Origin of the sequence: Peribacillus acanthi, from assembly GCF_003073175.1 — a bacterium.
Lineage (GTDB): Bacteria > Bacillota > Bacilli > Bacillales > DSM-1321 > Bacillus_BN > Bacillus_BN acanthi.
In genome coordinates, this window is sequence record NZ_QBBX01000003.1 from 52,675 (window position 1) to 65,670 (window position 12,996).

Consider the following 12,996-nt stretch of genomic DNA (forward strand, 5'->3'; position numbering starts at 1 on the left):
TTCCAAGAGTGCGTGCATGGATGTTGCACGAATAAGGGTGGTACCGTGGATAGGTTTTATAAAGCCTTTTCACCCCTTTAGAATTGCTGAGGCAATCATATTTGGGTGGAAGGGCTTTTTATGTTGTCTTTTGGTTTGTTTTCTACAATCTATGATTCATACAGAAAGCGAAAGAATTGAAATGAAATTTGGAGGTAGATTTCATGATACAAAAAGCTGCAGTAGCTGTAAAAAGAGGTGGGAAGGAAAAGCATAAAGGAGCAGACTTTCTCATCGAGGCACTAAAGAAACAAGAGGTTGAGGTGATTTTTGGTTATCCAGGGGGAGCGGTATTGCCCATATATGATGCATTATACGATGCTGGAGTCACACATGTTTTAGCTCGACATGAACAAGGTGCAATCCATGCTGCGGAAGGTTATGCCAGAATCACTGGAAAACCAGGTGTAGTCATAGCGACTTCTGGTCCTGGCGCTACAAATATCGTTACTGGTCTTGCCGATGCAATGATTGATTCTCTACCTCTTATTGTTTTCACCGGTCAGGTTGCTACTAGTGTCATCGGTACAGATGCATTCCAAGAAGCGGATGTTTTAGGAATTACCACTCCGATCACCAAGCATAATTATCAAGTAAGAAAACCGGAAGACCTTCCAAGGATCATTAATGAGGCGTTTTTTATTGCCACTACAGGTAGGCCAGGTCCAGTCCTCATAGACATACCGAAAGATGTAGCAACTTTAGAGGGAGAAGCAGAGATGAATCCGGATATTCATCTCCCGGGTTATCAGCCTACCACCCAACCCAATTATCTTCAAATCCGAAAGCTAGTGGAAGCAGTCAGTTCTTCGAAAAAGCCAGTCATTTTAGCTGGAGCTGGTGTCCTGCATGCAAAAGCTTCGTCACATTTAGTAGAGTACGCAGAACAACAAGGAATCCCAGTCATACATACTTTATTAGGATTAGGGGGATTTCCTGCAAATCATCCATTGTTTGTAGGCATGGCAGGCATGCATGGAGAATACGCGGCCAATATGGGGCTTTACGAATGTGATTTACTCATAAGTATTGGTGCAAGATTTGATGATAGGGTAACAGGAAATCTCACTACTTTTGCTCCAAAAGCGGTGAAAGCACATATTGATATTGACCCAGCAGAAATTGGCAAGAATGTTCCGACGGCAATCCCGGTAGTTGGTGACGCGAAAGAGGCACTCCTTCAACTAATCGAACAAAATGGAAAAAAACCACAAAATCATGAATGGTTAGAAACGATAAAACATTGGAAGCAAAAATATCCATTAAAATATGAAAATACTTCAGAACAAAAGCTAAAACCTCAAAGAGTTATAGAACTATTACACGAAAAAACGCATGGTGATGCGATTGTTGTAACGGATGTAGGACAGCATCAAATGTGGGCAGCTCAGTATTACCCTTTACGTACTCCTAACCAATGGGTCACTTCAGGAGGGCTTGGGACGATGGGATTCTGTGTACCAGCAGCGATAGGAGCCCAAATTGCAGAACCTAACAAGACCGTCATTGCTTTAGTTGGAGACGGTGGCTTCCAAATGACTGCCCAAGAACTTGGGGTCATTGCAGAGATGAGCCTACCCATCAAAATAATTATTATTAATAATCATTCCCTTGGCATGGTACGTCAATGGCAACAAATTTTTTATAAGGAACGTTACTCTCATAGTCTTCTTCCTCATCAGCCTTCATTCGTTAAACTAGCAGAAGCGTATGGGATCGAAGCTTATGAAGCAGGTTCTGAAGCAGAAGCAGAAAAAATAATAGAAGCAGCTCTTTCAACTCCTAAACCTATTTTAATTGATATGAAGGTAGAAAGTATGGAGAACGTGTACCCGATGGTAGCTCCAGGAAAAGGTCTGCACGAAATGGAGGGGATTTAGGTATGAAAGGCATCATCAGCTTGACGGTGTTAAACAGACCAGGAGTACTAAATAGAATAACCAACCTATTTTCTAAACGCAATTATAATATTGAAAGCATTACGGTTGGTCATTCTGAGCAGGAAGGAGTATCTAGAATGACAGTGGTGGTACATGTTGAAAACGAAAATCTGCTTGAACAAATGACGAAACAACTTAATAAACAGATCGACGTTTTAAAAGTAACCGACATTAGCAATCATTCTATCGTAGCAAGAGAGTTAGCCTTAATTAAAGTAACATCGACACCACAAACCCGTGGGGAAATTTATTCGTTGATTGAACCTTTTAGAGCTTCAGTTATTGATGTTGGAAAAGAGAGTCTAGTCATTCAAATTACTGGTGAAAGTGAGAAAATAGAAGCTTTCTTAAATTTGCTAAGGCCATATGGCATTAAAGAAGTGGCTAGGACTGGAACGACAGCCTTCTCAAGAAGTACTCAAAAAAGCAACCAACCAATCAAATATTCACTTGTTTAATGAAATTATTGATTATGAACAATTAAAATACTGGGGGAATTAACGATGGCTAAAATGTATTACAATGCAGAGGCAAATGAACAGTTCATAAAAGGAAAGAAAGTTGCAGTAGTTGGGTATGGTTCACAAGGCCATGCACATGCACAAAACATGAGGGATAGCGGTGTGGATGTAGTAGTTGGCCTTAGAAAAGGTAAGTCATGGGACAAAGCAGTGGAGGATGGCTTCGCGGTCTATCCAGTCGCAGTGGCAGTAGAATTATCCGATGTAGTAATGGTGCTACTTCCTGACGAAATGCAGCCAAAGGTTTATCAAGAAGAAATTGTTCAGGGACTAACAGCAGGCAAAGCTTTATTATTCGCACATGGTTTCAATATTCACTTTAACCAGATTGTTCCACCTAAGGATGTTGACGTTTTATTAGTGGCTCCAAAAGGACCGGGCCATTTAGTAAGAAGGACATATGAGCAAGATGCGGGTGTACCTGCTTTGTTTGCCATTTACCAAGATGTAACAGGCAATGCAAAGGAACTTGCACTCTCGTATGCAAAGGCGATTGGTTCCCTTCGTGCAGGGGCTTTAGAGACGACTTTTAAAGAAGAAACAGAGACTGATCTTTTTGGTGAACAGGCAGTTCTTTGTGGAGGGTTGACTTCCTTAGTAAAAGCAGGTTTTGAAACATTGACTGAAGCAGGATATCAGCCTGAGCTAGCATATTTCGAGTGTTTGCATGAATTGAAATTAATCGTTGATTTAATGTACGAAGGTGGTCTTGAAGGAATGCGATATTCCATTTCAGATACTGCCCAATGGGGTGATTTTGTATCAGGACCAAGAGTCATTAACGATCAAGTAAAAGCAGAAATGAAAAACGTCTTAAAAGATATTCAAGAAGGAAGGTTTGCGAAAGGATGGATTTTAGAAAATCAAGCAAATCGTCCAGAATTCACAGCTATCAATAATAGGGAAAACAATCATCTGATTGAACAGGTAGGCAGGGAATTAAGGAAGATGATGCCGTTTGTTCAGCAACAGTCTAAGAAAGAAAAAGCTTTAGTCAAAAATTAATTAAAAAAACTAGATAGAAAGGAGCGAGATTAATTTGAGGAAAATCCAAATTTTCGATACAACTTTACGGGATGGAGAACAATCAGCTGGCGTAAACCTAAATGCCAATGAAAAAATGGAGATTGCCATACAGCTTGAAAAGCTGGGTATGGATATTATTGAAGCTGGTTTTCCTTCTGCCTCTCCAGGTGACTTTGCTTCCGTCAAAGAAATCGCGAGGGTTGTGAAGAATTCGTCGGTGACAGGCTTATCTCGCTCCCTGCAAAAAGATATTGATACTGCCTGGGAAGCACTTAAAGATGGGGCACAACCAAGAATTCACGTATTCTTGGCTACATCACCCATCCATCGACAACATAAATTGAAAATGTCAAAAGATCAAGTAGTTGAAGCCGCGGTAGAGTCTGTAAAGTATGCATCCAAGCGGTTCCCTATTGTCCAATGGTCAGCTGAGGATGCGTGCAGGACAGAATTGGATTATTTAGCGCATGTGGTAGAACAAGTCATTAAAGCAGGGGCGCGAGTAATTAATATTCCTGATACAGTCGGATATATAACACCTCAGGAATATGGCGGGATATTTCAGTATTTGATCCAGAATGTACCATCCATCCATAAGGTTCAACTTTCAGCTCATTGTCATGATGATTTAGGGATGGCAATTTCAAATTCCCTTGCTGCGATATCGGCAGGTGCCAGTCAAATTGAAGGAACTATTAATGGGATTGGAGAAAGAGCAGGAAATGCTGCTTTAGAAGAGTTAGTGGTGGCATTGCATACTAGAGCCGATTACTACAAGGCAAATACAAGACTTAAACTAGGAGAAATTAAAAGAACAAGCGATTTGGTCAGTAGATTGACTGGAATGGAAGTGCCTCCAAATAAAGCAATTGTCGGTCGAAATGCTTTTGCACATGAATCCGGGATTCATCAAGACGGGGTGTTAAAAGAAAAAACGACCTATGAAATCATTTCTCCTGAATTAGTAGGTGTTTCGACTAATAGTATGGTGCTTGGCAAACATTCAGGACGACACGCATTCAAAACAAGACTTGAAGAACTGGGGCTTTGTGTTTCAGTGAATGATATGAATAAAATGTTTGTTACCTTCAAAGAACTGGCTGATCGTAAGAAAGAAATGACAGATGATGATTTAGTTGCACTAGTGCTAGAAGAAAAACTATCAAATGATCATCGTTTTTATGATTTAGTCTCCATTCAAATTCAATACGGAACGAATCAAGTACCAACAGCCACTGTGACAATCACGGGTAGGAATAATGAAATATTGATGGAAGCTGGTACCGGTGCCGGTAGCATAGAAGCCTTATATAATACGATGGAAAAGTGCATTCAAGATCCTGTAAATCTTCTGGACTATAGGATTCAATCTGTCGGGGCTGGCAGAGATGCTTTGGCACAAGTTTATGTGAAAATGAATTATTTAGGGATGGAAACGAGCGGCAGGGGGCTTGCCCAAGACGTATTGGAGGCTTCTGCTAAAGCTTATTTACATGCAGTGAATCGAGTTATTTATTTAAAGGATGAGAAAAAAGTCTTGATATAAAAGATAATCTATAAAATTTATTTCTTACTAAAGGTTGTTGTTAAGGGCGAATAATCCAAAGCTAATGTTTAATTGCCTGCATTACAGCTTGTATAAAATTAAAAGTTTTCATGAAGGGAGAGAGAGGTATGTATAAGAAAATTGCCGTATTACCTGGAGATGGAATTGGGGAAGAAGTGACAAAGGGTGCTGTTGAAATTTTGGAGTGTGTTGCTGAACGTTATGGACATAACTTTCAGTTCCAATATGGGCAAATCGGTGGGATTGCACTAGATCAGACAGGTCAACCTCTTCCTGAAGAAACGGTAACTCTATGTAAAAAAAGTGACGCGGTATTATTAGGTGCTGTAGGAGGGCCTAAATGGGATCAAATTCCACCTAATCAAAGACCAGAAACAGGTTTGCTGAAGATTAGAAAAGAATTACAATTATTCGCTAATTTACGTCCTGTTACTTATTATTCTAGCTTATCCGATTCATCTCCCCTACGTAAGGAAATCATTGAAGAAGTAGATTTCGTTATCGTTAGGGAATTAACGGGAGGCCTTTATTTTGGGAAACCTAGTCAAAGGACGTTCCGACATGGGATTGAAGCGGTTGTAGATACTCTTTTTTATAAGAGAGATGAAATTAAGAGAATTATTGAACTAGCTTTCCAATTGGCACGTACGAGAAAACAAAAAGTAACATCGGTTGATAAGGCAAATGTACTAGAATCAAGTAGGCTTTGGAGGGAAGTAGCAAATGAAGTTGCTAAGGATTACCAGGATGTTCAATTAGAACATATGTTAGTGGACAATGCGGCCATGCAATTAATCAAGAATCCGAAACAATTTGATGTCATCGTTACAGAGAATATGTTTGGAGACATTTTAAGTGACGAAGCGTCCGTATTGACTGGTTCACTTGGAATGCTCCCGTCAGCGTCATTGTCGGAAAATGGCCTGAATTTATATGAGCCGATTCATGGATCAGCACCCGATATTGCAGGGAAGAATGTTGCTAACCCAATTGCGATGATATTATCAGCAGCGTCAATGCTTCGTCTTTCCTTTGGATTAGAAGAGGAAGCGGAAGCGGTTGAAAAAGCAGTTAAAGATGTATTAGAACAGGGATACCGTACAAAAGATATCACATCTAAGGGTAATAGCGTTCTTTCTACGGTTGAGATGGTAGCTGAAATTAAAAATAATATCCTTGATCAAGGAGCGATTTCTAATATCATGCAAGCCTACGCATAAATGATTATCTATTCACTTAAGCGAGTAAATTATATCGAAAATAATTTTATTAGAGTCTTGCCAACCTCTGTTTTTGTTTTGGTGGACTCTTCTATACGAGAAAGTAACAAGACACGTCCTTAATCCGGCCGTGTCTTCTTTTAAACAGTTTAAAAGGTAATAGTTTGAACCTAAATGAAAATCAAGAAACATATTATAGGGTTTAATATCCTCAATTAAGCCGATATGGTCCTAGGAAAAGAACCAGTGTAATTAGGCCTTTCTGAACAAATAGAACAGGTAAAAAAACTGTTAGGGGGATAAGCATGGGGAAATCGATAATCGAGAAAATTTGGGAATCTCATATTGTAAATAGGGAAGAGAATAAACCGGATCTCTTATATATTGATTTACATTATATACACGAGGTAACTTCCCCACAAGCTTTCGCAGGGTTAAGAGTAAAGAGTAGAGGTGTAAGAAGGCCAGATAAAACGTTTGCTACGATGGACCATAATGTCCCAACGGAGAATCGTTTCGTCATTCATGATGAAACTGCAAGGAACCAGTTGAATGCACTTGAGGAAAACTGTAAGGAATTTAATATTCCACTTGCTGATTTGAATAGTGCAGACCAAGGTATTATTCATGTTATTGGACCAGAATTAGGACTTACTAAGCCTGGAATGACAATAGTGTGTGGCGATAGCCATACATCTACACACGGTGCCTTTGGTGCGCTTGCCTTTGGAATAGGAACTAGTGAAGTTGAGCATGTTCTTGCGACTCAAACTTTATGGCAAACGAAACCGAAGACAATGAAGCTGGAGGTTAAGGGAAGTTTACAACATGGGGTTACTGCTAAGGATGTTATTTTATATATTATCTCCAAGTTAGGAGTCAATTTTGGAACGGGTTATGTTATTGAATACTGCGGAGAAGTGATTCGCAATATGTCAATGGAAGAAAGGATGACCGTATGCAATATGTCCATTGAGGGTGGGGCTCGAGCGGGTTTAGTTAGCCCTGATGAAACAACTTTTTCTTATATAAAAGGAAGGAAATATAGTGAAAAAGGAAGTTCTTTTGATGAACAGGTCAAATTTTGGAGAAGTTTAGCCAGCGATGAGAGTTCGATTTATGATCATGAAATTGTCATTCAAGGTGAAGACATCACACCTATGGTTAGCTGGGGCACCAATCCTGCCATGTGCAGCCCAATAGATGGAACCATTCCTCGAACAGAAGATTATGAGGATAAAGTACAACAGCATTCCTTACAACGAGCCCTTCAATATATGAATTTAAAAGAAGGTTCAACAATGGGAGATATTCCAATCCAACATGTATTCATTGGCTCATGTACCAATTCAAGAATCGAGGACCTTAGACAAGCAGCGGAAATCGTAAAAGGTAAAAAAGTGAAATCAGGAGTAAGGGCGCTAGTGGTACCTGGTTCTCAGAAGGTCAAACAACAAGCGGAAGATGAGGGTTTGGATGTTATCTTCGTTGATGCCGGATTTCAGTGGAGGGAGTCTGGATGTAGTATGTGCTTAAGTATGAACCCGGATATGGTACCAGCAGGGGAACACTGTGCCTCCACTTCAAACCGGAATTTCGAAGGTAGACAAGGACAAGGTGCAAGAACCCATTTAGTCAGCCCAGCAATGGCAGCGGCAGCAGCAATCTATGGTTCATTTATTGACGTGCGTACACTAAGTCAACAGCAATTAGTTAAAAAAAACATATAAAGGGAGCTGAGAGACATGAGTGGATTGAAGACTGTAATTAGCAGGGTGGCAGTATTAAACCGGGCTAACGTGGATACGGATCAAATTATTCCGAAACAATTTTTGAAAAAAATTGATCGGCAAGGTTTTGGTGACTACCTCTTTTTTAACTGGCGATTTGATGAACATGGAAATGAGAGAGAAGATTTTGAACTGAATCAATTAGATGCAAAAGGGTGTACCATTCTTATTGCAGGAGAGAACTTTGGGTGCGGCTCTTCAAGAGAGCATGCTCCATGGGCCCTTTTGGATTATGGATTCAACGTTGTGATAGCACCATCTTTTGCTGACATTTTCTATCAAAATTGCTTGAAAAATGGTATGCTTCCTATCAAGCTTTCGAAAGAAACTATCCAACATCTCATTGAAAAAACAAGTGCTGTTCAAAGAGAGTTGGAGGTTGATTTACCTAACCAAGTAGTGAAAGACTCTTCAGGGTTTGAAGCTAGATTTGAAATCCATCCATATTGGAAAGAAATGCTTGTCAACGGTTGGGATGAAATTTCATTAACCTTGCAACTAGATGAAAAAATTAAATACTATGAATTCATGCATGGATAGATAGCACAAGAAGTGATCCCATTTCAATGGATAGGTTTTTCCCTTCATTATGAAAAAAGTTATTATCCTCTATTATATTATTCTAGAATTTGGTTTCCCTATACTTGCCGTGCTACACTATTAAAAAGCAAACGTATTGAATAAGGCGGGTTTTAGGTATGAATCACAAAAACAAACAGAGGCAAGACAATGTCATCCCGCTACCTGGGTTATCTGATAGATTGATTAAGCTTGGGTTGGACTCTCTTGCAAATAAAAACTTCAAAGAAGCTTATTCCTATCTTACACAAGCGGTCGAATTAGAGCCTGATCACGCAGATTTACATATTGGTCTTGTTGTTTCAATGGTTGAGCTTGGGTTATATAAGGAAGCCAAACAGCTTTGTAAGGAAATCATGCATAAAGGAATCGGTGACTATTTCCAAGTTGTGAGCATTTATTTAATGGTGCTTCTTCATTTAAATGAGCACGAAGAAATGGTCTCAACTATTGAAGCGTTGCTGGATGAAAATGAGGTCCCTCTTGATAAAGAGGAGTCATTTGAAAGGATGTTAGAATTCAGTAAAAGAGTCATATTAGAGCGACAGACAAAAAAAGAAGCAGAAGTCCTACCGGAGTATGAAGAGTTTATCCTTAAAGGTAAAACGGATAGCGAACAATTTTTCCTTCTATCTAAGTTATCTGATAAAAACATTCGACCATATGCTTCTCAACTGGAGGATTTTTTAGTGGATGAAAAAGCCCATCCATTCCTAAAGACTATGGTTTTAACTATGATGGTAGAGCAACAATACGGGATAGAAATCTCAATTGTGAAACTAGGTCGGAGCATGAATGCTGTACCTTCAGAGCTACCTCTTGTTAAAGATGATACAGCGCTGTTAAAACTTATTGAACTCCTGGATAATGGATTAGGGCAAGAAAATCCAACCCAATATGAACTCGCTAAAAATATTCTAGAACGACACCATTTTATTAGTTATCCGTTTGGTTTTCCTTTTCATGATGAAGAACTGGTGGCTGCCTACCATTATTTATCCGATGAATATCAAGGTTCTGAACCGGATCCGGTAAAAATAGCATCCCTTTATGCGTGTCAACCAGAAAGAATAAGTGAGGCGCTGGGTCATCTACGCGCTCTGGAGGAAATATCTTCTCCCATAATTTAAGCTATTGCTGTTGAAACAAAGACAACCTATGTTATAATGTAGTGGTTGTAATGTAGAACATACAAAAAACGACTTTCTCAATTCAGTTTGAGAATTTTGTAAGAATGACTTGTGAGCAATCAACAAGGCATATTAAAGCAAAATAATGAAGTATATAGATTTTTGGAGGGAAACGCATGTCTGTTAAATGGGAAAAAAAAGAAGAGAACCGCGGAGTTCTTACAATTGAAGTTCCAGCTGAAAAAGTAAACGAAGGTTTAGACGCTGCATTTAAAAAAGTAGTAAAGCAAGTAAATATTCCTGGATTCCGTAAAGGAAAAATGCCTCGCCAAATGTTCGAAAAACGTTTTGGTGTAGAAGCGCTATATCAAGATGCTCTTGATTTCATCCTACCTGAAGCTTATGCAAGCGCAGTAGAAGAAGCAGGAATTGATCCTGTAGATCGCCCTGAAATCGATGTAGAACAAATGGAAAAAGGCAAAAACCTTATTTTTACAGCTACTGTAACTGTTAGACCTGAAGTTAAATTAGGTGAATATAAAGGTATCGAAGTTGAAAAGCTTGATGCAACAGTAACAGAAGAAGACGTGGACGCTGAAATCAAAGCTATGCAAGAGCGCCAAGCTGAGCTAGTTGTTAAAGGAAACGGAAAAGCTGAAAACGGTGATACTGTCGTAATCGACTTTGAAGGTTTTGTAGATGGCGAAGCATTCGAAGGCGGTAAAGCTGAAAACTACTCACTTGAACTTGGATCAGGTTCATTTATCCCAGGTTTCGAAGATCAATTAGTTGGTTTAGAAGCTGGTCAACAAAAAGATATCGAAGTAAACTTCCCAGAAGAGTACCATGCTGCTGAGCTTGCTGGAAAGCCTGCAACTTTCAAAGTTACTCTTCATGAAATCAAAGCAAAGCAACTTCCTGAGTTAGATGATGAATTTGCTAAAGATGTTGATGAAGAAGTTGAAACTTTAGCTGAACTAAAAGAAAAAACAAAGAAAAACCTTGAAGAGAGCAAAAAGCATGATGCTGAACACCAATTACGTGACGCTGTAGTAGAAAAAGCTGCTGAAAATGCAGAAGTAACTATTCCAGAAGTAATGATTGAAAACGAAATTGGCCGCATGATGAAAGAGTTTGAACAACGTCTTCAAATGCAAGGTATGAACCTTGACCTATACTTCCAGTTCTCAGGTCAAGACGAAGCAGCTTTAAAAGCTCAAATGAAAGAAGAAGCTGAATTCCGTGTACGCATCAACTTAGTTCTTGAAGCAATCGCAGATGCTGAAAACCTTGAAGCAACTGATGCTGATGTGGACAGCGAAATCCAAAAAATGTCTGAGCAATACAACATGGATGTAAACACAATCAAGCAAGCTTTAGGTAACCTTGAAGGTGTTAAAGCAGACCTACGTGTTCGTAAAGCAGTAGATTTCCTTGTTGAAAACAGCAAGTAATTAAATAAATCATCTAAATAAACAAGGCGCGATTATTTCGTGCCTTGTTTTATACCATATACTAGACTAGGATTATTTCTTACATAAGGTGTAAAATAAGGTTTAGCACGCATATACATATTCTATCTATTCTTAATAAAATTCCTGGGTTTGGGATTGCCTTTAAAGGGCAAAATACATAGTACTGTGAAAATGAGTCTCTAATTGACTCGTTTTCTCTAAGCAATATCGTTTTTCTTTTACATAAGAACGTGGTAAAATGCAACTTAATCAATCTTCAAAGCTTGATGGGAAGGTTTGGATATCGGTGAAAATGGCCGTCCAGACTTCTTTGTTATACAGGGAAAAGTTCTAAAGGGGTGAGAGATCATGTTTAAATTTAATGATGAAAAGGGACAACTTAAGTGTTCTTTTTGTGGTAAAACTCAAGAGCAGGTACGCAAACTCGTAGCTGGTCCTGGAGTATATATTTGTGACGAATGTATCGAGCTTTGCACAGAAATTGTGGAAGAAGAGCTAGGCACTGAGGAAGAAGTAGAATTTAAGGATGTTCCTAAGCCGAAGGAAATCCGAGAAATCTTGGATGAGTATGTAATTGGTCAGGAGCAGGCAAAGAAATCGTTGGCTGTAGCTGTATATAATCACTACAAACGAATCAATTCGAACAGTAAAATTGACGATGTAGAACTTTCAAAAAGTAATATCTCTTTGATCGGACCTACAGGTAGTGGTAAAACATTATTGGCTCAAACATTAGCTAGACTTTTAAATGTGCCATTTGCAATTGCGGATGCAACATCTCTAACGGAAGCAGGTTATGTTGGGGAAGATGTTGAAAACATTCTTTTGAAATTGATTCAAGCTGCTGATTATGATGTAGAAAAAGCTGAAAAAGGTATCATCTACATAGATGAAATTGATAAAGTTGCTAGAAAATCTGAAAATCCATCCATCACTCGTGATGTATCTGGTGAAGGTGTACAGCAGGCGTTGTTGAAAATCTTGGAAGGTACTGTAGCTAGCGTTCCACCTCAAGGTGGCAGAAAGCATCCTCATCAAGAATTCATCCAAATCGACACGACGAATATCTTGTTTATTTGTGGTGGTGCATTTGATGGAATTGAACCTATTATTAAACGACGTCTTGGTCAGAAAGTAATTGGATTCGGTTCTGATAATAAGAAGGAAGAAGTAAAAGAAAAAGAGTTATTATCAAAAGTACTTCCTGAAGACTTATTAAAGTTCGGATTAATTCCTGAGTTCATCGGGCGTCTTCCAGTAATCGCTACATTAGAGCAGCTGGATGAAGAAGCATTAATCGAAATCTTGACTAAGCCGAAAAATGCTTTAGTGAAGCAATACCAAAAAATGCTTGAGCTGGATGATGTTCAATTGGAATTTGAAGAAGCGGCCCTTCATGAAATTGCTAAAAAAGCAATTGAAAGAAAAACAGGTGCACGTGGATTACGTTCAATCATTGAAGGAATCATGCTTGAAGTCATGTTTGAATTGCCTTCACGCGAAGATATCGAAAAATGTATCATTACAGCTGAAACTGTAACTGAAAACAAACCACCAAAGCTGTTATTGACAGACGGATCGGTTGTTGTCGGTGAAGAAAAAACAAGCGCATAATTTGTATAACCATAAGGAAGGAAGGCTCATTTATTTTGAGTCTTTCTTCTTTTTTGCATTAATTGTTGTTTTTTGCCTGATGTTTACTGCTCCAA

General features: G+C 39.0%; 10 protein-coding genes and 1 other annotated feature (1 of these 11 only partly in view). All 10 genes read left to right on the top strand.

Going from position 1 to position 12,996, the window contains the following annotated elements; genetic code table 11:
• Positions 1 to 80: a binding site (T-box leader), on the top strand; it begins 179 nt to the left of the window's first position.
• A 123-nt stretch (positions 81 to 203) separates the two neighbouring features.
• The gene (gene ilvB, locus DBX25_RS03520) at positions 204 to 1,919 is read left to right on the top strand and encodes an acetolactate synthase large subunit (RefSeq protein ID WP_108669400.1); all 1,716 of its coding nucleotides are present in this window, start codon (positions 204 to 206) and stop codon (positions 1,917 to 1,919) included.
• Between the two features lie 2 nt (positions 1,920 to 1,921).
• Positions 1,922 to 2,437: an acetolactate synthase small subunit gene (ilvN, locus tag DBX25_RS03525; RefSeq protein ID WP_108669401.1), complete on the top strand. Its 516-nt coding sequence runs from the start codon at positions 1,922 to 1,924 to the stop codon at positions 2,435 to 2,437.
• Positions 2,438 to 2,482: 45 nt separating this feature from the next.
• The gene (ilvC, locus tag DBX25_RS03530; RefSeq protein ID WP_108669402.1) at positions 2,483 to 3,505 is read left to right on the top strand and encodes a ketol-acid reductoisomerase; all 1,023 of its coding nucleotides are present in this window, start codon (positions 2,483 to 2,485) and stop codon (positions 3,503 to 3,505) included.
• Between the two features lie 34 nt (positions 3,506 to 3,539).
• On the top strand, positions 3,540 to 5,072 hold the full coding sequence (locus DBX25_RS03535) for a 2-isopropylmalate synthase (protein WP_108669403.1): 1,533 nt from the start codon (positions 3,540 to 3,542) through the stop codon (positions 5,070 to 5,072).
• 128 nt (positions 5,073 to 5,200) lie between these two features.
• Entirely contained in the window at positions 5,201 to 6,313 is a 1,113-nt protein-coding gene (gene leuB, locus DBX25_RS03540) for a 3-isopropylmalate dehydrogenase (protein WP_108669404.1), read from the top strand.
• A 305-nt stretch (positions 6,314 to 6,618) separates the two neighbouring features.
• Positions 6,619 to 8,043, top strand: a complete 1,425-nt coding sequence (leuC, locus tag DBX25_RS03545; RefSeq protein WP_108669405.1) for a 3-isopropylmalate dehydratase large subunit — start codon at positions 6,619 to 6,621, stop codon at positions 8,041 to 8,043.
• Between the two features lie 15 nt (positions 8,044 to 8,058).
• The gene (gene leuD, locus DBX25_RS03550; protein WP_108669406.1) at positions 8,059 to 8,643 is read left to right on the top strand and encodes a 3-isopropylmalate dehydratase small subunit; all 585 of its coding nucleotides are present in this window, start codon (positions 8,059 to 8,061) and stop codon (positions 8,641 to 8,643) included.
• Between the two features lie 158 nt (positions 8,644 to 8,801).
• A complete protein-coding gene (locus DBX25_RS03555) occupies positions 8,802 to 9,812 on the top strand; it encodes a tetratricopeptide repeat protein (protein WP_108669407.1) in 1,011 nt (336 codons plus the stop codon).
• Between the two features lie 176 nt (positions 9,813 to 9,988).
• Complete coding sequence (tig, locus tag DBX25_RS03560) at positions 9,989 to 11,266, top strand: trigger factor (protein ID WP_108669408.1); 1,278 nt, start codon at positions 9,989 to 9,991, stop codon at positions 11,264 to 11,266.
• Between the two features lie 369 nt (positions 11,267 to 11,635).
• Positions 11,636 to 12,901 (top strand): ATP-dependent protease ATP-binding subunit ClpX, encoded by a 1,266-nt coding sequence (gene clpX / locus DBX25_RS03565; protein WP_108669409.1) that lies wholly within the window; start codon positions 11,636 to 11,638, stop codon positions 12,899 to 12,901.
• The last annotated feature ends 95 nt before the right edge of the window (positions 12,902 to 12,996 follow it).